Genomic DNA, 23336 nt, shown 5'->3' with positions numbered 1-23336 from the left:
CTCCTCCTAAAGTGAAGCAAAATAAGCCACAACGCCAATTAATAAAATAGGAAGTAACGTTATCCAAATAATTGTTTTTAACACATCGCCTTCTTTACCTAAAATATTAGCCGTTGTCGTACCTAAAATTATCTTACTTGGGCTAATTGCACTGCCAATAGCGCCGCCTGCAGTTTGGGCACCAAGCACAGCAGCTGAATTCGCATTCAGGAGTTTAGAGGTCGTCATTTGAAAGTCACCAAATAAAATATTAGAGCTCATATTGCTCCCCGTCATAAAAGTACCTAACAAACCAATAAATGGTGATAAAATCACATACGTTTTACCTAATACCGTAGCCATTCCTTCAGCCAACACGGCGGTTTGCCCTGTCCCCCCCATAATTTTCGACATAATCACAAGCCCTACTACTGCAATACCAGACGGCGTTGTCATTGAAATAGATTTAGCAAAAATCGTTTTTGATTCTCCTTTCGCAATCCAGCCTTTGCGTTGGTAATAAATCAAGCCAATAATTGAAGAGATAAATAAGAACATACTTGCGTGAGTAAAAATGGCAATAGGCGAATAAGAGGTATAAGCCTTATTCAAAAAGCCATAGCCTGTTATCGTTTCAGGGAATGCAAAGCCGAACTTAAATTGCGATAAGAATTGGTTGATTGGCGTAATGACAAGAATTGCAAGCGTCATCACTGAAAGCACAATATAAGGAATAAAGGCTTGTAACAAATTCATATTCGGCAATGCTTCTTCCGTTTCGGTGGTTTTAGTTCTATCCATAATTGGACTCTCTTCCACACGCCAAACTTCTTTATACATACTCATTTTGCTGATAAGCACAATCGCTAAAATTGACAAACAAGCAGGAATAAACGCTGAAATTGTTGTATTTACCTGGCTAAGTAATAATTCGCCACCGCCTTGAATAGTCGCAATAATTAAGGTTGCAACTAAGCCTTTTTTAACTGCTTTGCCTCTACCATAAAACCACGCAATCGCTAAGCCTGTAATGACAATCCAAAACCATAAGAATGCAGAAGACCAAAGTGCTGTTAAAAAGTATTTTTCATTACCAATTTCAAGCCCAGCTGAGCCTGCTAAAGCATCCCAAGCAGCCGCTAATGTACCAAAAGTATTTCCCCAAGCCTGACCTAACAATGGCAAAACAACTGCCCATAATGGGCGAACCCCAATGCCAATTAAAAGCGGGGCGCCCACTGCTACTGGCACACCAAAGCCAGTAATACCTTGTAAGAAACTTTCAAAAATCCAGCCCATTGCCAATACCAGTAATAATTCGTTCGGGAATAATTTACTCATTTCCGAACGAATGACTAAAAAGGCTTTTGCAGCGTCACTGACTTGATACATTAATACCGCAGTCCAAACAATTAACAAAATAATTAATGCATACCAAATCCCTTTTGCTGATTCAATTGCAATTAATGTAATATCTGCTTTGTATAAAAAAATGCCTGAAATAATGGTAATTAATAATCCAACAGGAGCAGCTTCAGTCGCCCCCCATTGGAATTTAACCATTAAAATAACTAAGGTGATAATCGGCAATGACGCCATAAACCACATAAAAAAATTAACTGGAATATCCATTTTCGTTTAAACAACCTAATTGAAAAAATGAAGAAAAATGACCGCTTGTGCTAGATATTTTACGAATAAATTACCGTACCTGTTTCGCCTGCAATGCCTTCTGCAGCCTTATCTAGCAAGGTGATTAATGCTCTACGTGCCTCACCACTTTCTGCAAATTTTAACGCAGCCTCTACTTTCGGCAGCATTGATCCTTTTGCAAATTGCTCTTCGGCAATATATTGGCGAGCCTGTTCTGTGCTTAATTCAGAAAGCCACTCTTGGTTAGGCTTACCCCAGTTAATGGCAACCTTTTCTACTGCTGTTAAGATAACTAAATAGTCTGCATTGAGCTTTTCAGCTAATAACGAACTGGCATTATCTTTATCAATAACCGCATCTACACAGACTAAACGCCCTTGCTCATCATCAATAACAGGAATACCACCACCGCCACACGCAATAACAATATGCCCTGCTTCTACTAGCGTTTTAATCGTTTCTAATTCACAAATCCGTAGTGGTTTAGGAGAAGGCACAACAATACGATAACCACGTCCTGCATCTTCCATTGTACAAATACCTTTTGTCTCTAATTCTTCGGCTTCTTCTTTAGTTAAGAATCTACCAATCGGCTTATCTGGATTTTGGAATGCAGGATCTTTCGGATCAACTGCAATTTGCGATAAAATTGTACTCACTTTATTCTGAATGCCACGAGCAACCAGTTCATATTTAATCGCATTTTGCAAATCAATCCCGATATAGCCCTGACTCATTGCTACACAAGTTGGTAATGGAATTTCATCGCCTGAAGTTTTAGCAAAATCGTCCATTGCTCGTTGGATCATTCCCACTTGCGGTCCATTTCCGTGAGTAATAACGATATTTTTACCTTGTTGCAAAATATCCACAATCACTTTCCCTGTTTTTGCAACCGCGTCACGCTGTTCTGTTAAATTATTGCCAAGAGCATTGCCGCCCAAAGCTAAAACGATGGTTTGTTTTGACATTATCTATCCTTAAAAATTATCCGAACTACAACCCCATACGAGCCGTATGGGGTTCTATTATTTCAACCACGCCGTGGCTCATAAAGCCCTAGGACTTAGTTTATTCAACCTAGCACGCCTTGGCTAGGTTAATGCAGGATTTTACTCGTTAAACCCTAACTTTCTCGCATACGCAAGCACAGCTTTTTCAAAGCAGGCAAGCGGTGGGCGAACGGTACCAGCACCAATCTGCCCAAAACCTGCCACTTTATGAGCGATACCCGTATTGATAACTGGCGTAATGCCTTTTTCTACCACTAAACAAGCATCAACACCTAAGCAAGCCCCTTGGAAATTCCAGTTTGGCACCACATAGTTCGGGTTACGATCGATACAAATTTCCATCATATCATTGCTAGTGCGAAGAGCATCTTCATAACCACCCGCTCCCACAAAACGAGTTACCGCTGGTGCTGCAATCATCGCTAAGCCACCTACACCAAGGGTTTCGGTAATTGCTGAGTCGCCAATGTCAGGGCAAGCATCTTCGCCGTCATAGCCAGTAAAATACAAGCCTTGTGGTGTATTGACTGGACCTACAAACCATTCATCGCCCATACCCGCAATACGAATACCAAAATGCACCCCATTGCGACACATTGCAGTCACAACCGTACCCTCTGTAATGGTTCTCGCCCCGTCCATAATCGCTTTACAGCTTGCCATCATAATGTTTAAGAAGAATTGATCGGTATCCGCTAAAAATTTAATCACATCGTATTTATCATTTTCTGCCAAATCACTCATTGCAGTAATGCGTGGAGCCACTTCTTTGAAGAAAGACATTGAGGCTGCAATATTTCTTTGGTGGAACTCATCCCCCATCGCAATCGCTTTCGCCACCAGTGGATTGACTGCCAAACCGTTTTCCATTGAACGGATTGCCTTGCCAAGTGTTGGACCTAATACATCACGCATCCATTCTAAACGTTTCACCACTTCATCTGAATACGCACCAAAACGCAATACCTTACCGATACCTTCATTCATTGTACAGTAAGCGAAATTGCCATCTGTAGCATTTTCTACTACCCAAACAGGCATATTTGCTGTCGTGATTCCGCCCATCGGACCCACCGCATTCACATGGTGGCACGGCAAAAATGTAATGTCGCCGTTTTCTAATAAAGCACGAGCCGAGGCTTCATCTGTCGCCCATTTTTCAAATAATACTGCCCCAACGCAAGAACCTTGCACCGTGTTCGGCATATCTTTGTATTGAATTGGTGGACCAGCGTGTAAGATCACTTTGCCATCGTTTAGCTCTTTGATCACCGTTTTTGCCAACACGTTATCACGAATAATTGGTGTGGCTGCCACAACCTTAGCAATCACTTTACGATTTGCCTCATCAATATCCACCGCTTCATATTCGTTTAAGAAATTCAGTGCTTTGATCAACTGAATATTACCACCTGCTGGAGGTTGCCAGTTAAATTGCACTACTTGGCAACCAAATTTTTCTGCTACATCTGCAAAACTTTTCAAACCAATATTAATGATTTTAGGTTTTTCAGATAATAAGCGTAATAACTGCTCAGAAGCTGGGCTATTTTCGCCTTGCACTACGGTTTTCAGCTGGATTGGTTTGGTTGGTTCATCAAATTGTAAACCTAATAAATCTAATGATTTTTCTACTGCAGCTTTATTGGTTTCGCATACTTCAACGCCTGCTTCTACCAATTTACGCACGGTTTCATCATAGCCTTGGTAATCGCTGCGAGTACCGCATACGGTTGCCACAAAAGCAACATCACGGCTTTTAGCTTTGGCTTTTTGTTGCAGTTCTTGAATGGTCGGAATTAAGGCTGTTGCCATATCTTCGTGCGAGCCGTAGCCTAACACAATGTCGAATAAAATCACGCCAGTAGTCGCATCATCAACCGCATCACGCATAGATTCAATACGCTTGGCGGGGTCAATCATCGGGTGCGGTTTGCCTTGAGTATAAATATCATCGCCTAAATCCACCACGATGTGTCCATCTTGTTTGAACATAAACCCATCGGCTTTTGAGCCGCTACCTTCAATGCGTAACGCATCTTTCAGCAACATTGCCGCTTCGCCAGCCAGTGTGCCGCCCGAATAGTAGGCTTTTAAGGTTTTACCGCAAGCGGTCGAATTTGTCGAATTTTTTGCAAATGTTGGAATTGGCTCTTGACGCACTAATGCCACCGCTAAACGAGCCGCTTCATCTAGGGTGTAAGCGTGATAGAAATCTTCTTCGTGGAATGTTGGTTTTTCGCCCAAAAATAAGGTAATAACAGGCTTGCTATAACGGCTTAAGCGAGCAGAGATTTTCTCACGTACCGCTTTTGCTGGTGGTTTGGAGATCACGATCAGCACTTTCACTTTGTCGTTTTGTTCCATCGCTTCAATGGCATCTAACATTGTGATACCACCGATGTCTTCGTATAAATCACGCCCCCCCGTACCAATCGCATTTTCCACGCCTTCGCCTAAGCGGTCGATAATCGTGGTTAATTCTTGGATACCTGTACCAGACGCACCAATAATACCGATTGAGCCTGGCGTTACGCTGTTAGTAAATGCAATCGGTACACCTTGGATAATGCCTGTTCCACAATCTGGCCCCATTACCACTAAACCTTTGCTATGAGCTTTTTCTTTTAACGCTTTCTCATCTTCCACACTTACGTTATCGCTGAACATAAAAACGTTTAATCCCTCATCCAACGCACGGTTCGCTTCCAATGCAGCATAAGCACCAGGAATTGAAATCACTGCCAAGTTTGCATCTGGCAGAGAAGCGGTCGCTTTATTCCAAGATTTCACCACTTCCGTACCGCTTTGAGCCGAGCTTGCTTGAGATTTCTGTTTTAAAAATGCTTCAACTTTTTCCATTACCACATTGATCACATCTTCTTGATCAACATCTGCGACCACCACCATATCGTTGGCAGTCGCTTCTAATAATTCCGCGGTGTCTAAACCACTTTGAGCAAAAATATCTTTGTTGGCTGGGGTTGCCATCATTACAGATACTTTATTTACCCCTTCTAAGCCTGAAATGGCATTAGTGAGCAACATTAACACTACCGAGTCTTGGTAGCTGCCTTTTTTTACTACTGTTTTTAACATATTATTCTTCCTAATTTTATAACCCTATACAAGCTGTATAGGGTTCTTTGAATTCAGCCACACTATGGCTATATGATAAGATTAGTCCGCAAAACGGTTTTTATGATCGTAGCGGTCAAAATGAATATCGTCACTGATTAAGTATTCATAGACTTTATCCACAATTTCAATACCACCTGTTGCAGCGTATTTATCACGACGCATTTCAGCACGTTGCCCTGGGTAATACACCTTATCGTTACCTGGTGCTGGAGACATTTCATTTAGCTCATTAATTGATTGTGCCATATTTTCACGGAATTGTTCTGCACCACAGAAACGAGCAGGATCAATCACAATATGCATTTGACCTAAACGACGACCTTCCGATAAATCGTGGTACATTGAAGAAACGTGTTTGCCAAATGGTACCCCTAATAAAATACCTGAGAAAATATCTACCATCATCATTAAACCATAACCTTTCGCTCCAGAAATTGGTACTAGAGCATTCACTTTGTTCGGATCGGTTACAGGATTGCCATCAACATCAACTGCCCAATCTGGTGGAATAGATTCGCCACGAGAACGCTTATCTAAAATTTTACCCCAAGCTTGAACGGTCGTTGCCATATCAAACACGACATTTCTGCCTTCATCTGCAGGTGCTGCAAAAGAAATTGGGTTTGTGCCGTAATAAGGTTCAGAACCGCCATAAGGCACCGCCATAGGATCTGATTGACAAAATGAAATAGATAACAAGCCTTCTTTCGCTGCCATTTCTGTGTAATATCCTATCGCACCACTATGAGAAATGTTACGGATACCTACAATTGCAATGCCCGATTTTTTCGCCATTTCAATCGCTTTTTCCATCGCAAAGGTTGCAGCGACATAACCACAGCCGTTATCGCCTTCAAAAATCGCTGAGGCAGGCCCTGTTTCTTTCCATTCAAATTTAGGATTATGTGTGATGCCACCTTTAAAAATACGCTCGCAATAATACTCCATACGAACGGCACCGTGAGAGTGGTAGCCACGTTCATCAGACCACGTCAGAATTTCTGCTGTAATATCTGCGTGCTGATCGTTTAAACCCGCTTTCATTAATTTAGCTTTCATTAAGCCTTTTAATTCTTCTCTTGATAGTTTCATTGTCAATTCCTCAACGTTAAATTAAAGTTCTACATCACGGTTACACTCTTTCGAGTAGATATAGACAAAATCCTCATCACCTACCGCATAACAGGCTTGTGGGCAGTAGGAATCCATAAAAACATAATCATCTTTTTTCACAGGAATCCATTCATCATCTAAACGGTACATTCCTTTACCTGAAAGAAACAGCATTCCGTGTTCTTGGAAGTGCGTTTCAATATAACCATGCGACGCACCAGGCTTAAATAACAAAATGTGCATATTCATATCAAAGCCAAAATCAGTTGCAGAAGGAAGTAAATCTTTAATTAAACAGGTTTTCATTCCTTCATATTCAACATAGTCGATTTCATTCACATTACCTACATAAGTGATTGCCTGGTGACCTTCTAACGCGGTATAACGGCGACGGTGAATATAGATTTTAGTAGCGTGTTCCGATTTATTGATAAAACTCAGCACTTGATCGGCAGGCGAAAAGATATAACCACCGCTTTCTAGAACCACATCAGTATCACCATTGTTAACAGCGAGCTGCCCGCTAATCAAATAAACAAAAACCTCAATACCGTTACCACCTAATTGTGTGCAGCCACCATTCGGGTGAACTGTAGCAATATAATCAACAAAAGATGCACCGAGTGCAGGAGAGGATAAAATACTAATATCGCAGTTATGGTAATTTGGAATACTATTTCTCACTAAACCATCTGTTTCCAAAATCACAAAATTATGCTTACGAATTACCGAACGTGTTTCAAGTAATCCTTGTCGATAACCTGTTTGACCATTCAAATATCCCATAATATTCTCCTTCTTTTTATATAAGTTAAGTTGAATTATTTTGTACTATAATAATACAAAAATAGAGGTTCATTATGCTAAAAGCAACACAAATCACATTAAATACGGTTCAAGTCCAAGACACAGCTCTTGTAATTGAAGCAACCCATTATCTAGATGATAATATCGCACCTAAAGCGAATCTTATTTATCTACACGGCGGCGGCCTACTTTATGGTACAAAAGAGGATTTGCCTCAACGACATCTTGAAACATTTACTCAAGCTGGTTTGCAAATTTTTGCAATAAATTACCCGCTTGCACCACAGGCTCAGATTGAGGAAATTATAAGCTCCATTCAACAATCTATAAAACATTTACAGAACCAACTACACCTAGAACTCCCTTATTTTTTATTCGGGCGTTCTGCTGGAGCTTATCTTGCATTACTGACTGCTGTCAGACTTAGCCAGCAAATAGAAATTGAAAAGCCACAAGGTGTTATCTCTTATTATGGTTATGGCTTTTTGAAAGATGGTTGGTTTGATAGCCCAAGCCCACACTATTTAAAATTACCATTAGTCATTGAAAATACCGTTCAATCACTAATAGCCACTCCAAGCCAAGAAGCTGATTTAAACACACATTTCAGTTGTTATGTTCACGCTCGCCAAACTGGCAAGTGGAAATCATTAATTTATCAGGGCAGAGATAAATTTTTCTACCTCGATTACAGCTTACGTTTGGCAGAATTAAATCTACCGATTTTCGCTGCTCACGCCACAAACGACCCTGATGTGCCGTTTGCAGAGTTTCAAGCCCTGTGCGAAAAATTCAACCCAACCAAATTTGTCATCGCCGCCGAATTACACGATTTCGACCGAGATGAACAATCGAAAGATACAGAGGAATTGATTCAAGCGACGATAAAATTTATTCAAAGCACCTAGCACAAGAAGTGCTAGGTTACATAATAAGTCCCTCTGGGATTTTACAAAGTCACAGCGTGTGCTCAGCTTATTGAACCCCATACGGCTCGTATGGGGTTGTTATTATTTTTCCAAAATTGTGCCTTTTCTGAAACGTGCACTTGATGCCATATATTTCATCGCAAAGTAATAAACTAAGGCAGTTGGAATGGTAGCCGTTAGGAATGATATATCCGCATTAAATAAACCAATTAATGCCCCAACAGAAATAGCAATGATTGCAGCCCAGTTCACGCCTTTGCGGTTACCATTTTCATCATAAAGCTCGGCAACATTAATCTTGCCTTTATGGAGAATGTAGTAATCCACCAATAAGACGGAGAAAATCGGACCAAAGAATACGGTGTAGGTTAAAACGAAAATATCTACACCTCTTGATGAAGAATCTGAGGTAATTAACCACGGACAGGTGGCAATCGCAACTAAACCGATGATGATTACCGAAGTTTTATGTTTGATTTTGAACGCATCCATTAACGCATAGGCTGGTGGCACTACGTTACTTGCCAGGTTGGTCGTCATTTGAGCGAATAAGATAAATACTAACGTAATAACCACTAAGAATTTATTATCCGCCGCTTGTGCGAACGCATTGATTGGATTGCCTAAACCAGTTGCAGATGAAATCATCAAACCAATCACACCCATAAATACAGTAGCAGGTACCATTGCTAAAAAATAAACCACGCCACGTTTAGTCGTGGAATAGCCTGGTTTTAATTCGCGTACATAGTCACCCACGTTCAGCATTACCAACACATTCACACCAAAGAATGCCACAATCGCACTCACAAACGGCAAGCCCCATGTACCTTCTTTATTAATAAGGTTTTCTTCAATACGCCCACCGAATTTGGTCATACAAACGTAAAACATATAAGCAAGAGAGGCAATAATCACTACAGCACCAATGTTTTCCAACCATTTCAAGCCGTGGAAGCCAGTGGTAGAAATCCAAATTTGCAGTGCTTGGAATAGCAAGAAGTAAAGCACGATATTGTCATAACCAACTAATAAAATAGAAATTTGGTTGATTGCCGAACCGCCTAACCAGCTTTGCACGCCGTACCATACAATCGCAGGCAAGCCACGCAACATTGCTGGTAAAATAGCCCCCTTCGTACCGAATGCACTTTTCAGTTGTACCGCATAAGGTACACCGCTTTTATAGCTCATTTGGTCGTTTAAACATAAACAAATAATCAACAACAATGAACCAATTAGCATTGCAACAAAAGCTTGGGTTAAGTTCAGCCCTTTCTCTAATTGTCCTGAACCGAGGGCAAAGGTGCCAATAGATACACAGCCCCCTAGCCAAAGAAAGAGATAAGAAAGTAAATCCATAATCCGCTTATTTGCCAGAATTGGTTGTAAGTTGGTATTTTCAGACATTGTGTCTCTCCTGTAATAACATTGTTTTATTTTTATGATAATAAAAGTGCGGTCATTTTTTCAGATATTTTTGAAAAATTGACCGCACTTAAATTCTAGCGTTTGACTGGGCGAATAAACTCTCCATAGCCCATCGCATCTTGTTTGTACATACCGTTTTCCGCAACTAAACGACCACGAATGAAAGTATGCGTTGCCGCACCTTTGCCCTCTAAGCCGTTGAAGCAGGTAACGTGCCCCTTGGTAAAGAGTTTTTCTTGTTCTACTTTCCACGGTTTTTCTGGATCAACAATCACAATATCCGCATCAAAACCAATTTCAAACGCCCCTTTACGACCATATAAACCAAATAGTTTTGCTGGATTCACACCCATTACTTTGGCAATTAAACTTGGACTGAGTTTACGTTGATGCACGACCATATCAAACATCATCGGCAGGAAAAACTGAATACCATTTAAACCACCCCAAGCCTCCCAAATATCGTGAGTTTCATTATTTTTTTCTTCATCGGCTGCTGGAGAGTGATCGCTACCCACGCAAGAAAGCGTACCATCAATCACATAATCCCAAAGTTTTTCCATATCCTCTTTTTTACGAAGCGGCGGCGTACATTTGGCAGGCCCCCCTTTTTCAAATACAAAATCTTCGGTAAAACCTAAGTAATGTGGACAAGTTTCGCCGGAAACTGGCAGACCTTCATAAATGGCATCTTTAACGAGCTGAGCCACCATAGGGTGTGTCACGTGGCAAATATGCACACGACCACCTGTTGCTCGAGACATATCAATAATATTTTTTGTCGCCACATATTCCACCCACACATCGTGAGCATCTAAAAATTCACGGATTTTTTCTTGATTGGTTAAGCCAGTTTTCGCTTTCGCCTCTTTCACACGCTCTTTTACTTGGCCATATTCTTCACAGTGAAAGCCCGATAACGCATTAAACGGCTTTAAGATTTCTAACGCTTTACGTACGTTCCCTAAATTAACCGTTGGAAATAAATCCCCATTCGGGCAGGTAAATCCTTTAAAAGCAGCTACGCCACAAGCTTCAAGCTCAACAAGATCAGCGGAATTACTTTTAATGGAGTTCGGGCTATCATCATAATCACCCACAATTCCGCCCCAAAGAGCAAAATCAATAAAGGAATGCTTACTCACATTGTCGTGTTTAAGTTTAAAAACGTCTTTGTTAATTAAAGAAGGATCATTATTAAGTGGCATATCAATTAAGGTTGTACAACCTGCAGCCACTGCAGCACGGGAGCCTGTTTCAAAGTCTTCACGGTAATCAAAACCTGGCTCGTTTAGATGAGCGTGGCAATCAATAATCCCTGGATAAACCAAATTGCCTTTTGCATCAACCACTTCTTTTGCTTGAACTTCGACCTCTGGTGCTAAAAAACCAGCAAATTTGCCTTCCTTTACCGCAATAGTTGCAAAATAAATTCTATCAGGCGTAACTAACTGACCGTTTTTAATAATTAAATCATACATAATAAACCTTCTTTTTATTGACTTTTAACGGTTTGAAAGGAAAATAGGAAGCATTATACTAATCAATAGCGATTAAAAAGCAATAGGTATTTTACAATATGACTGAAAAAGAGCAAACAATACATATTTCCCTGTTAAAAATCAGCCAATATGCTCAACTGTCTATAGGTTGCAACTGTGTAGCAACCATTCATTCTATTTACAACAACACAATTAACCTATTGATAAATAATCAACTTTTCTCACTACAACCTAAAGAAAGCCATCTATCGCCAATTAGCTTAATCACAACACGCGCTCAATTTCAACAACTCAGATTACAACCTCATCGAACTTATCCGTTTCATTTTAATTATCAAGATTGTACAACTTTTTGTACAAAATTGACCGCTTGTACATCCTCTTTAACCCACCAACTGAGCCGTTATGCCTCACTATCTAAAAAAATCTTACAGCAGTCAGATAAAAAAGGATTGAATCTACTCTTTCACAAGCAAAATGATGACTTAATATTATCTGCTTTCAAGCAATATTTAATTAAAGCTAAACACTTTTATTATATGAATGATGAGGAAAACGCCTGTAATATGTTGAGTAAATTAATTGGCTTAGGAATAGGGCTTACACCAAGTGGCGATGATTTTCTCTGTGGTTTGCTTGCAACACTCCAACATTCTAATGCAACACAGTCCCATTTTTACCAAAGACTTTCTCAGCAAATTAAACAAAATTTGACTAACACCAATCTCATCAGTAGCCGATTTTTAGAATGTGCATTACAACAACAATTTTCTTTACCTGTGCTAGCTTTCTTTAAAAATATTAATAAACAAAATGCAGAGATAGAAAAACTTAGTAAACTATTTGAAAATATCGGACATTCTTCAGGAATAGATACGCTTTTTGGTATTTATTATGGTTATATTCTGCTATTGAATGAAAACGAATATTGTTAATTGCAAGATAGCAAAAAGCCTGTAAACGTTAATTTACAGGCTTTCAAATCTTTTTGTTTAACTTCGTTGAGCTAACTTTAGTTAAATGGTGCCTGAGGTCGGACTCGAACCGACACGGTTATTCACCGGCGGATTTTGAATCCGCTACGTCTACCAATTTCGTCACTCAGGCTGAGAGTGTGTTTTTGATTTGATTACTCTTAATGTAAAGAGTACAGATTAGAACCATTCACTATTTTTCTAGCTCTGGTTTAAATTTCTGCCGAATTATAGAAAAATATGACCGCTTTCGCAAGTGTTAAAAACGTCTTAAAAATCGGTTGATTTAAAAACCAGCATTCGATTCATCTTTACAAAAATAGTTATGCACACGTTCTGTGGATAAGTAAGTGAAAAAGCCTGCTTATAAACATTTAACCTACTGATTTTCATATATTTAATTTTTCAAATCAGAGGCGTTCAAAAATTCCCCTACAAAAAACCCACTACTTGACTTCTTATTTTTCCTGTTTTTAGTTGTGTGATGATCATTTCCCCATACTTAACATCATTGCTTGAAACAAGCATTTTCCCCTCTTCTGTTTGGGTAATTGAGTAACCTCTGGTTAGAATTTTTAATGGGCTTAGTCCGTCTAATTTTGTACAAAGTTCCTGAAAATACTGATTCTCTTTTAGTATCATTTTTTCGATTGTGTAATTTAAGCGTTGAGAAAATTTTGCCAACAACATTTGCTGCTGATTAATTTGATAAGGTAGTGGATTTCGTTCCAAACATTGAGTGACTGTTTTCCACTGTTGCTGTTTTTTACTTAATTGCTGTGTTATCTGCCAGTGAAGTGTTTGTTGAATTTGTGCTAATCGCAGGCTTTGTCTCTCAATTTGCTTTTTGGGATGTTGATTTTTCAAACTCAAATCAAGATCTTTGATTTGTTGTATTTTCTCTGAAAGTAATTTATAAACCGCTTGCTCAAGTCTGTATTCCATATAATCAAACTTTTGTTGTCGTATTTCAATAAGTTTAATTGGATGCTGAGCGTTTAAACGTAGATGAAGTTGTTGGAAATGGGCCATTTTTGCAGTCCAGCATCTGTCAAAGGCTAAGCTTACTTTATCAAGCTGATGCTGTAGCTGGCGTTGTAGCTCTTTTTGATCACGGCTAACTAATTCCGCTGCTGCTGAAGGCGTTGGCGCTCTTAAATCTGCAACAAAATCGGCAATCGTAACATCAGTTTCGTGTCCTACCGCACTAATAATTGGAATATTGGAATGATAAATCGCATAAGCCACTTCTTCTTCATTAAAACACCATAAATCTTCTAACGAACCACCGCCCCGTCCAATAATCAACACATCGCATTCATTACGCTGATTTGCTAATTTAATCATATTTACAATGTCTTGAGCAGCTTCCTTACCTTGCACTAAGGTAGGGTAAATCACGACTGACAAACTCGGATCTCGGCGTTGTAAAATATGTAGGATATCTTGCAATGCCGCACCTGTTGATGAAGTAATTATCCCTACTTTTTTTACACATTGTGGAATGTACTTTTTATGTTCTTGAGCAAATAGACCTTGATCTGCTAATTTGTTTTTGAGCTGTTCAAATTGCTGTTGCAATAAACCCTCTCCAGCTGGCTGCATATTTTCAATGATAAGTTGGTAATCACCTCTTGGCTCATAGAGTGTGACACTTGCTCTAACCAGAACTTGCATACCATTTTGCGGACGAAAATTCACTTTAATATTTTTCATTTTAAACATAGCCGCTCGAACTTGTGCCTTGTCATCTTTTAGCGTGAGATACCAATGCCCAGATACTGGCTGGCTAAAATTAGAAATTTCGCCTGTTAGCCAAACTTGGCTTAATTCCATTTCAAGTAAATGTCGGACAGAATAGTTAAGTTGCGTAACAGTTAAGATATTGCTCATAATCATCACAAGTAAATGAGGAAAGGTTGGTTTAGTGTAGCGAGAAATCAGAAAGAGAGGAAGTGTGCAGTCAATGCAAGCGGTCATTTTTACACATTTTTTTGCAAATTCGCTTTTAGGAAAGCAAATAAAGAAAAACCCTCGATATAATCGAGGGTTTAAATTTGGTTGCGGGGGCTGGATTTGAACCAACGACCTTCGGGTTATGAGCCCGACGAGCTACCAAGCTGCTCCACCCCGCGTCAGATGTCGCTATAATATATCAATCTGGCATATTGACAAGTAAAATCATAAAAAACCGCACTGAATGATGTAATTTACAACAAAAATAGTATAAAAATCCATTTATCGATTCAAAATCAAGCAGAATATATTATTGTTTTATTTTTAATAGTATTTTTGCTATTCTCCAAAATAATTTTTCAGATTTTATTAACAATAAAAGGATTTTCAATGAATTGGAAAGCATATAAAAAATCAATCACTGCTACTAGCGTTGCGATTATAGCAACAATTTTAGTGGGCTGTTCGTCTTCAGTCAAAAAAGAGCAAGCCACCACTTCGTACGTCGATAAAGCAAAATTTGGTGCAAAATATAATGGTCGCCAATTTATCTCTTATGGCATACATTTTCAAAGTGGTCGTTTAAGTTTAAATGCCTCTCCAGTTAATCAGAAAGATTTTTTACAGCAGCTCTCCAATGTTTTAACTTATAGTCGCCTAGCGAATACTCACGCTTTGGCGTATGGCAAGATTAATCGCTGGATTTCATCAGGTGCAAATATTAATGATCTTGCCAAATATGGCATCAGCACCCGTTTAATGCGGGGCGAAGACGGTTATCAGAATGTTTTAATGACGGGCTATTACTCCCCTGTGATTAAAGCTCGTCGTATGCCTCAAGGGCAATATCAGCACCCAATTTATGCAATGCCAATAAACAAACGCTTTTCTCGTGCGGAAATTTATGCTGGTGCATTACGGGGGAAAGGTTTGGAATTAGCTTATAGTGATTCAATGTTAGACAATTTCTTATTAGGCGTGCAAGGTAGTGGTTATATTGATTTTGGCGATGGTCATTTGAATTACCTTGCTTATGCAGGACAAAATGGCTTTAAATATGCCAGCGTTGGACGTTTATTAGTTGAAGATGGTGAAATTGCAAAAGAAAAGATGTCAGTTCAAGCTATTCGTGAATGGGGAACTCGCAATCCTAGTCGTGTTCAAGGCTTGTTAGAACGTAACCCATCTTATGTTTTTTTCCAAAACGATCCTAATGGTAAAGTAAAAGGCTCAGCAGGCGTGCCGTTAGTACCGCTAGCTTCTGTAGCATCCGATCGTAGCATCGTGCCTACTGGCAGTGTATTATTGGTAGAAATGCCACTTATTGATAACAATGGTAATTGGACTGGTAAACATGAAATGCGTTTAATGGTTGCACTTGATGTAGGCGGTGCGGTAAAAGGACATCACTTCGATCTATATCAAGGTGTGGGTGATAAAGCAGGACACGTTGCAGGCTTAATGAAGCACTATGGTCGTGTTTGGGTGTTAAATTAATCTAAGAAAAATATGTTAAAAGAAGTCTTAATATAGTTCGATTGTTTGTATTTGCAAATCATTCGAAAAATTTGACCGCTTACCAGTACTTTAGCAAAACAGAAGAAATAAAGAAAACTCGCAGTTTATTACGCTGCGAGTTTTCTTTTTAGCTTTCGTTATGAATTTCTAGATTTGTGGCTTGCTTTGCCGCATTTGTCTTTGCTTTATCATTACGAGCGTTAGCAATTGCATCTAAATAGCCTTTATCAATATCACCTGTGATATATTCGCCAGTAAAGACGGAGTCATCAAAGTTGTGAATAGAGGGATTTTCTATTTGAATTGATTTATAAAGTGCTGTTAAATCTTGGAAAATCAGCTTATCTACACCAATCATTTCAGCAACGTCTTCCACTGAACGATCATAGGCTACCAGCTCTTCACAAGTTGGCATATCAATCCCATAAACATTCGGATAACGAATTTCTGGTGCGGCAGAGGCAAAATAAACTCTTTTTGCCCCTGCCGCTCTTGCCATTTCGACAATTTGCTCTGAGGTAGTGCCTCGAACAATAGAGTCATCAACTAATAATACACTTTTACCTTTAAACTCTGAGGCAATCGCATTTAGCTTGCGGCGAACTGAACTTTTACGTTGAGCTTGACCTGGCATAATAAAGGTACGAGCCACATAGCGATTTTTCACAAAACCTTGTCTATATGGTTTATAAAGTACATTTGCAATACGCACTGCGATATCATTGGAAGTTTCTGGAATCGGAATAACCACATCAATATCATCTACAATACGCCCCCATTCTCGTTTTATTTTTTCACCGAGTAATTCTCCCATATGCACACGGGCTGCATAGACAGAAACACCATCAATCACGGAATCAGGACGAGCAAAGTAAACATACTCAAAAATACAAGGATTAAGTTTTGGGCTATCTGCACAGATTTGAGAATGTAGTTCACCCTCAAAGGTAATATAAATTGCTTCGCCTGGTAACACATCTCGCACAAATTCAAAGCCTACAACATCCAGTGCTACACTTTCTGAGGCAAACATATATTCGGTTTTGCCTTCTACTTCACGCTTACCAAGTACTAGCGGACGAATACCAAAAGGATCACGAAATGCCACCATACCGTGCCCGATAATCATCGCAATACACGCATAAGCACCCCGAATACTGTCGTTTGTTTTGCGTACTGTTTCAAAAATATTCGCTGATGTTAAATGCTTGTTTGGATAAAGATCTAAAAAATAGGCAAAAATATTGAGTAGCGATTCTGAATCTGAATTGGTGTTAACGTGGCGGCGAGCCTCATTAAATAAACGCTCTTTTAATTGTGCATTATTAGTTAAATTACCATTATGCACAAGTGTAATACCAAAAGGCGAGTTTACATAGAAAGGTTGAGCTTCTGAGACACTAGAACTCCCTGCTGTAGGATAACGCACGTGACCAATACCTACATTTCCTTGCAAACGTAACATATGTTCTTGCCGGAAAACATCGCTTACCAAACCATTTGCTTTACGTAAGCGAAAACGGCTTTCATCGTCTATGGTGACGATACCTGCGGCATCTTGTCCTCGGTGTTGTAGTAATGTCAAACCATCATAAATCGCCTGATTAACAGGAGAATGCCCAATAATACCGACAATGCCACACATATAGAAAAACCTCTTTATTTAGTCGAGTTTAGAAAAGTAGAATTTGTTTGTAACTGTTCAAAGAACCATTTCACAATAAAGTCAAAGTGCGGAATCAATAATGATGATTTCCATAAATCCGTCTGACTTGATTGTGTGAAAGTATCTAAAAAGAATAAAACGGCGGAAACGATTAAAATGCCACGCAATGCCCCAAAAGCTCCCCCTAAAATGCGATCAGTAATAGACAAACCACTTAAATCAATTACTCTGCCTAACAAACCGTTAATTACGCCACACACAATTAAAGTTAAAATGAATAAAATAACTGCGGCTAACCCATTGCGTAAAAATTCTGAGTTTTGTAGGTAAACTGAATTTATTTGTGTTAAATAACCGCTCAAATAAGGATAAAACGAACTTGCCACAAAAAAAGCAATTACCCAACCAAGTAGTGATAACGCTTCATTAGTAAACCCTCGCCATAAACTTACGAGTACAGAAAAAGTAATAATTCCGATAATAACTAAATCAACCATAAATACCCTTAAAAGCTTAAAGCTCTCCTATTCTACAAAAAAAGAAAACGTTTGCGTAGCCCCATTTTGTTAAAAATTTGATAATCTACGTAAAATAACAAGCGGGTGTATTTGACAAAAAAATGGCAAAATCTGACCGCTTGTCAAAAGCGGCTATTCTACAACATAGCCAACATCCTCTAAAGTCGGGTTATTTGCCCCATTTTTTGCCAGTTCATCACAAATTTCATTTTCACGGTGCCCCGAATGCCCTTTAACCCACGCCCACTCAATTTGATGACGGTGAATCTCGTTATCTAAGGCTATCCATAAATCTTTATTTTTAACAGGTTTCTTATCGCTTGTTTTCCAATCATTTTTCTTCCAATTAAAAATCCATTTTTGGATACCGTTTTTCATATATTGGCTGTCGCTGCTAAGTTTTACCTTGCAAGGTTCTTTCAACATAGATAATGCATCAATTACCGCACGTAATTCCATACGATTATTAGTGGTTTGAAAATAACCTTTGCTAACCGTTTTTTCATATCCGTTATAGCGAAGTAAAATGCCAAGTCCGCCTTTACCTGGGTTGCCTAAACAAGAACCGTCTGTAAATATTTCAACTAATTTCATCACATTAATCTTTGAAAATAAAAACCCCAAAGCCTTCACTTTGGGGCAGATTTTACTCAATTATCAACATTGAGATCCGCTCATTATTTTTTTCCAAGCTGAGGAATGACACTATTATTTGCAGCTAATAAACCAGCATCGGTGTAAACCGCTAATTTACCACGAGTATCCACAATGTCTAAGTTACGCATTGTTAATTGACCAATTCGATCAGCTGGTGTAAACGGTGCATCTTCCACTTTTTCCATACTTAAACGCTCTGATTCGTAAGTTAAGTTTGGCGATTCTGTGTTAAGAATCGTGAAGTCATTACCACGACGTAATTCAAGCGTTACGGTTCCAGTAATTGCTTTTGCCACCCAGCGTTGAGCCGTTTCACGCAGCATTAATGCTTGCGGATCAAACCAACGCCCTTGATATAATAAACGACCTAAACGTAAACCGTTGATACGATATTGTTCGATAGTGTCTTCATTGTGAATACCCGTTACCAAACGCTCATAAGCGATATGTAATAACGCCATTCCTGGTGCTTCGTAAATACCACGTGATTTTGCTTCGATAATACGGTTTTCGATTTGGTCTGACATTCCTAAACCGTGACGTCCACCAATGCGGTTCGCTTCCATAATTAATTCAACCGCATCATCAATGCGTTTACCATTTAATGCAACTGGCACGCCTTCTTCAAAAGTCACAGAAACCGTTTCAGCTTTAATCTCAACAGATTCGTCCCAGAAAGCAACGCCCATAATTGGTTTTACAATCTTCATTCCTGTGCTTAACTCTTCTAAATCTTTCGCTTCGTGGGTTGCGCCTAGCATATTTGAGTCAGTGGAATACGCTTTTTCAACTGACATTTTGTAGTCAAAGCCATTTTCAATTAAGAATGTTGACATTTCTAAACGACCACCAAGCTCATCAATAAAGAGTTGATCTAACCACGGTTTATAGATTTTTAATTTTGGGTTAGTGAGTAAACCATAGCGATAGAAACGCTCAATATCATTGCCTTTAAACGTTGAGCCATCACCCCAGATATTTACATTATCTTCTTTCATCGCAGCAACAAGCATCGTACCAGTTACCGCACGACCAAGAGGCGTGGTGTTGAAATAAGGAATGCCGCCTGTTGAAATATGGAAAGCACCACATTGGATTGCTGCAATGCCTTCGTGGGCTAATTGTTGGCGACAATCAATTAAACGTGCATTTTCTGCACCATATTCGATGGCTTTTTTCGGAATTGCATTATAGTCATCTTCATCTGGCTGACCTAAATTTGCGGTATACGCATAAGGTACGGCGCCTTTTTTACGCATCCAAAGTAATGCTGCTGAGGTATCTAAACCGCCTGAAAAGGCAATACCAACCTTCTGCCCTAAAGGTAAAGCTTCTAAAATTGTTGCTGACATACGAATTCCTATAAATTTTGAAAGTAAAAAACAATTAAACGCAAACGCTTGCGTATGCATTCAAGGAAAATATTCTAGCTGAAAAGCGTTAAAAATTCATCTAAAATTTACACATCAGATTTGCACATTTTCCGTAAAATATAACCGCTTGTCATATTAAGTTCTTTAGGAGATAGATATGTTAAAAAAATGCCTAATAGGGATTGTTATACTATTGATTACTTTGATCGGTATTGAGCAATTTAAAGTACCTTATCTCTATGATTATCTGCGTTGGATACCGACATTAAAACAAGGCATTCCAACTAAACAAAGTTTGCCAAATCCTATTGCAGGGCAACGCTTTATTGACAGTTGGCACAGCCCAAGAAGTGGAGGACGTAAACACGAAGGTGTAGATATTTTTGCACCGAGAGGAACACCTATTCGTAGCACTACGAGCGGGGTTGTAGTGCGAATTGGCACAAACAGACTAGGCGGTAAAGTAGTTTCGGTTATGACAGGTAGAACAGTACACTACACGCCCATTTAGAAGATTATGGCAATATTTCCCGCCACCGATGGATTGAGCAAGGAGAAATCATTGGCACAGTAGGCGACAGTGGTAATGCTAGAGGCACGCCGCCACACTTGCATTATGGTATTTATACACCAAGCGGAGCAATAAATCCGTATCCGTTGATTAGACAGTGATTTGCAAACTTTCAAGGAAAAATGACCGCTTGTAGCTAAAAATATCAAGGCTTAATTTCAATTTCAGCCCGATGTATAACTGATAAAAACAGCTCATCAATTTCCTCATTTGTTACAGCAATGCAACCGTGTGTCCAATCTTTCAGTAAGTGGTTACGTCCGATATCGCCAAATCCATTGCGTAAACCGTGAATTTTAATTAATCCGCCCGCTGATTTCCCTTGAGCCTCTGCGAATGCCTTGTCTTGACTGTTAGGATAAGAAATACCCAGATTTTTATGATAGCTGCTGTTTTTGTTTCGTTCATTGATGGTATAAATCCCCTCAGGGGTTTTGCCATCGCCTTCAAATTGTTTATGCCCTATTGGATTAAAACCTAAAGAAATTGGATAAATTTTAATAAGTTTATCCCCATTATAAGCAAACATTTGACGTTGTCCTTTGAGTACCACCAAACGAGTAATTTCAATTCCTTCTGGTAAAGATTCAAAATTTTTTACCATTGGTGCAGCCTCAATCTCACCTTCAAGTAATTGTTTTGGTATCATTCGACTTATCTCCTTAGCCTGTATTAATAAACAGATTGATACCATAGCAACTATTAGCCCACCTATAAACAACACAATCTTAATTAATTTACTCATTTTTTCCTCACTATTTGAATTTAATGTTTTCAGGTAATCGATAGTGCCCAACTATTTTATACTTAAATAAAATATCTTCTTCAACTGTACCTCTGCCTATATTGTGAATAATAAGCGGCGTGCCATCAGCTGATTTTTTATCTGAGACAAGACCAATATGTGGGAGATTCTTCGGTAGCCGCCAAGTTACAATATCCCCTGCTTGGAAGCTATTGATATCGGTTAATGATAATGTTTTTCCATAACGGCTGAAAAAAGTTTCTAAATTAGGGACACGGCGATGATCGATATTTGTATCCGTATTTTTCAAGCCCCATAACTTAGGGTATTTCTCCCACGCAGATTTCATATCTTTATTGACCGCTTGTTGCAAATCTAATCCTTGCAAACGATAAGCCCGAATCACCACATCAGTGCAAACACCGGTTGTTGCCGGCACATCCCCCATCGGGAAATCAATTTTACTATATTGAGGATCATAACTCACCGTTACGCCAATTTGTTTTCTGGCATTTTCGACCAAAACATTCCCATAAGCCAACACAGAACCGAAAAGAAAAACCGATAAGTATGCGAATTTTAACCTGTTTTGCATTATTGACCCTAAAATAAAGTTAATTTTATTGATTTATCGACCTTTTCATTTCTACTTTGTTCAATGATTTCTTCAAATAATAAAATCAAGGTATAATTTAGCAAACTGGTTAGAAAAAGAGAATAATAATGAAAAAACTACTCGTGATCCGAAATGATAAAATCGGTGATTTTATGGTTTGCTTTCCTGCATTTGCGATGTTGAAGCAGTCTATGCCAGAAGTAACAATTACCGCCCTTGTGCCCAACTATACCGCACCACTTGCCGAGCTTTGCCCTGCTATTGATAACGTGATCATTGATACAGCAAACAAAAAAGATAACAATGAATTTAATCGTATTTTACAAGCGGTCAAAAATGAACAATTTGATGCAGTTATTTGTTTCGTCTCAGATTGGTATAATGCAAAACTCACTTGGCATAGTGGAATTAAATATCGCTTAGCCCCTGCCACTAAGTTATTTCAGTTTTTATATAATCATCGCTTAACGCAACGCCGCTCTCAATCTGCAAAAGCGGAATCAGAATACAATTTGGATTTAGCCCGTGCATTTTTAGCTCAACATAACGTTAACATTGTAGAGCCTAAAACGCCTTATTTAGCTTTTGATGGGGCAACTATCCAAGCACAAAAAACTAAACTATGTAACCAGCTAAACATCACAACCAATAAAAAATGGCTATTTGTACATAGTTCGACAGGCGGTTCTGCTAATAATTTATCTCTTGAGCAATATGCAGAATTAATTCAAGGTATTTTGGCTGAATTTAAGTGCTATGTTGTCCTCACAGCAGGGAAAGGCGAAAGTGAGAAAGCAAATAGGCTAGCTCAGAAAGTCAATAATAGTAATGTAGTGGTATATGATAAAAACGATGGGCTAATAGACTTCTCTTGCTCCCTTGCTTGTGCAGACTTATTTATTGCCGGCTCAACTGGTCCATTACATATTAGCGGAGCATTGAATATTCCAACCATTGGATTTTATCCAAGCCGGCTTTCTGCGATTCCTCGTCGCTGGAAACCCATTAATGATGCGGACAAACATATTGCATTCTGCCCGCCATCAGACAAAGCCTCGCAGATGAATTTAACCTTGATTTCGATTCCTGACGTGTTGAAAACCGTTTTGCCCTTTCTGCGGAAAATATGGAATGTGCCTTCTCTCTCATAAAATTACCGAGTGCGATTTTATCT

The 23336-nt window shown here is 39.1% G+C and carries 18 protein-coding genes, 2 tRNA genes and 1 pseudogene; 5 read left to right on the top strand and 16 right to left on the bottom strand.

What is annotated here, in order from left to right:
- Positions 1-6: 6 nt before the first annotated feature.
- The 5 genes from GM698_RS09175 to allE form a co-directional block, all read right to left on the bottom strand.
- A complete protein-coding gene (locus GM698_RS09175) occupies positions 7-1611 on the bottom strand; it encodes an L-lactate permease (RefSeq protein WP_209289319.1) in 1605 nt (534 codons plus the stop codon).
- Between the two features lie 59 nt (positions 1612-1670).
- The gene (arcC, locus tag GM698_RS09170) at positions 1671-2603 is read right to left on the bottom strand and encodes a carbamate kinase (protein ID WP_209289318.1); all 933 of its coding nucleotides are present in this window, start codon (positions 2601-2603) and stop codon (positions 1671-1673) included.
- A 141-nt stretch (positions 2604-2744) separates the two neighbouring features.
- A complete protein-coding gene (fdrA, locus tag GM698_RS09165) occupies positions 2745-5744 on the bottom strand; it encodes a DUF1116 domain-containing protein (protein ID WP_209289317.1) in 3000 nt (999 codons plus the stop codon).
- An 81-nt stretch (positions 5745-5825) separates the two neighbouring features.
- Positions 5826-6878 carry an ureidoglycolate dehydrogenase gene (gene allD, locus GM698_RS09160; protein WP_176808670.1) on the bottom strand — a complete coding sequence of 351 codons (1053 nt, stop codon included), beginning with the start codon at positions 6876-6878 and terminating at the stop codon, positions 5826-5828.
- Positions 6879-6899: 21 nt separating this feature from the next.
- Entirely contained in the window at positions 6900-7685 is a 786-nt protein-coding gene (allE, locus tag GM698_RS09155) for a (S)-ureidoglycine aminohydrolase (RefSeq protein WP_209289316.1), read from the bottom strand.
- Between the two features lie 74 nt (positions 7686-7759).
- Between allE and GM698_RS09150 the strand changes: the two genes are divergently transcribed.
- Positions 7760-8614, top strand: a complete 855-nt coding sequence (locus GM698_RS09150; protein WP_176810142.1) for an alpha/beta hydrolase — start codon at positions 7760-7762, stop codon at positions 8612-8614.
- 102 nt (positions 8615-8716) lie between these two features.
- On the opposite strand, the gene GM698_RS09145 is transcribed toward GM698_RS09150, so the two are convergent.
- Complete coding sequence (locus tag GM698_RS09145; RefSeq protein WP_176808673.1) at positions 8717-10045, bottom strand: NCS1 family transporter; 1329 nt, start codon at positions 10043-10045, stop codon at positions 8717-8719.
- A 95-nt stretch (positions 10046-10140) separates the two neighbouring features.
- A complete protein-coding gene (gene allB, locus GM698_RS09140; protein ID WP_176808674.1) occupies positions 10141-11547 on the bottom strand; it encodes an allantoinase AllB in 1407 nt (468 codons plus the stop codon).
- A 98-nt stretch (positions 11548-11645) separates the two neighbouring features.
- Between allB and GM698_RS09135 the strand changes: the two genes are divergently transcribed.
- Positions 11646-12503 carry a DUF2877 domain-containing protein gene (locus GM698_RS09135; RefSeq protein WP_209289315.1) on the top strand — a complete coding sequence of 286 codons (858 nt, stop codon included), beginning with the start codon at positions 11646-11648 and terminating at the stop codon, positions 12501-12503.
- Between the two features lie 86 nt (positions 12504-12589).
- Here GM698_RS09135 and GM698_RS09130 read toward each other — a convergent pair.
- The 3 genes from GM698_RS09130 to GM698_RS09120 all read right to left on the bottom strand — a co-directional run bounded on the left by GM698_RS09130 (position 12590) and on the right by GM698_RS09120 (position 14677).
- Positions 12590-12675, bottom strand: a tRNA-Leu gene (locus GM698_RS09130).
- 299 nt (positions 12676-12974) lie between these two features.
- Positions 12975-14435: an exodeoxyribonuclease VII large subunit gene (gene xseA / locus GM698_RS09125; protein WP_209289801.1), complete on the bottom strand. Its 1461-nt coding sequence runs from the start codon at positions 14433-14435 to the stop codon at positions 12975-12977.
- 165 nt (positions 14436-14600) lie between these two features.
- Positions 14601-14677 (bottom strand) — tRNA-Met (locus tag GM698_RS09120).
- A 211-nt stretch (positions 14678-14888) separates the two neighbouring features.
- Here GM698_RS09120 and mltA point away from each other — a divergent pair.
- Positions 14889-15995, top strand: a complete 1107-nt coding sequence (mltA, locus tag GM698_RS09115; RefSeq protein WP_209289314.1) for a murein transglycosylase A — start codon at positions 14889-14891, stop codon at positions 15993-15995.
- 148 nt (positions 15996-16143) lie between these two features.
- On the opposite strand, the gene purF is transcribed toward mltA, so the two are convergent.
- The 4 genes from purF to argG all read right to left on the bottom strand — a co-directional run bounded on the left by purF (position 16144) and on the right by argG (position 20209).
- Positions 16144-17661: an amidophosphoribosyltransferase gene (gene purF, locus GM698_RS09110; RefSeq protein WP_209289313.1), complete on the bottom strand. Its 1518-nt coding sequence runs from the start codon at positions 17659-17661 to the stop codon at positions 16144-16146.
- 14 nt (positions 17662-17675) lie between these two features.
- Positions 17676-18179 (bottom strand): CvpA family protein, encoded by a 504-nt coding sequence (locus tag GM698_RS09105; RefSeq protein WP_176812657.1) that lies wholly within the window; start codon positions 18177-18179, stop codon positions 17676-17678.
- 153 nt (positions 18180-18332) lie between these two features.
- Positions 18333-18794 (bottom strand): ribonuclease HI, encoded by a 462-nt coding sequence (gene rnhA, locus GM698_RS09100; RefSeq protein WP_159630438.1) that lies wholly within the window; start codon positions 18792-18794, stop codon positions 18333-18335.
- 83 nt (positions 18795-18877) lie between these two features.
- On the bottom strand, positions 18878-20209 hold the full coding sequence (gene argG / locus GM698_RS09095; protein WP_176808679.1) for an argininosuccinate synthase: 1332 nt from the start codon (positions 20207-20209) through the stop codon (positions 18878-18880).
- Positions 20210-20387: 178 nt separating this feature from the next.
- On the opposite strand from argG, the pseudogene GM698_RS09090 reads away from it, so the two are divergent.
- Positions 20388-20902 (top strand): annotated as a pseudogene (locus GM698_RS09090) (M23 family metallopeptidase).
- A 44-nt stretch (positions 20903-20946) separates the two neighbouring features.
- Here GM698_RS09090 and GM698_RS09080 read toward each other — a convergent pair.
- Both GM698_RS09080 and GM698_RS09075 read right to left on the bottom strand, forming a co-directional pair.
- The gene (locus GM698_RS09080; protein ID WP_238336854.1) at positions 20947-21450 is read right to left on the bottom strand and encodes a murein L,D-transpeptidase family protein; all 504 of its coding nucleotides are present in this window, start codon (positions 21448-21450) and stop codon (positions 20947-20949) included.
- Between the two features lie 106 nt (positions 21451-21556).
- Complete coding sequence (locus GM698_RS09075; protein WP_176808680.1) at positions 21557-22141, bottom strand: DUF1287 domain-containing protein; 585 nt, start codon at positions 22139-22141, stop codon at positions 21557-21559.
- 128 nt (positions 22142-22269) lie between these two features.
- Between GM698_RS09075 and GM698_RS09070 the strand changes: the two genes are divergently transcribed.
- Complete coding sequence (locus tag GM698_RS09070) at positions 22270-23313, top strand: glycosyltransferase family 9 protein (protein ID WP_209289312.1); 1044 nt, start codon at positions 22270-22272, stop codon at positions 23311-23313.
- Positions 23314-23336: the final 23 nt, after the last annotated feature.

It is taken from the genome of Mannheimia sp. ZY171111, from assembly GCF_017750945.1.
In the GTDB taxonomy this organism is placed as follows: Bacteria; Pseudomonadota; Gammaproteobacteria; order Enterobacterales; family Pasteurellaceae; genus Mannheimia; species Mannheimia pernigra.
Note: the sequence above shows the minus strand (reverse complement) of the source record. Positions and strands in the feature narration are given on the sequence as shown.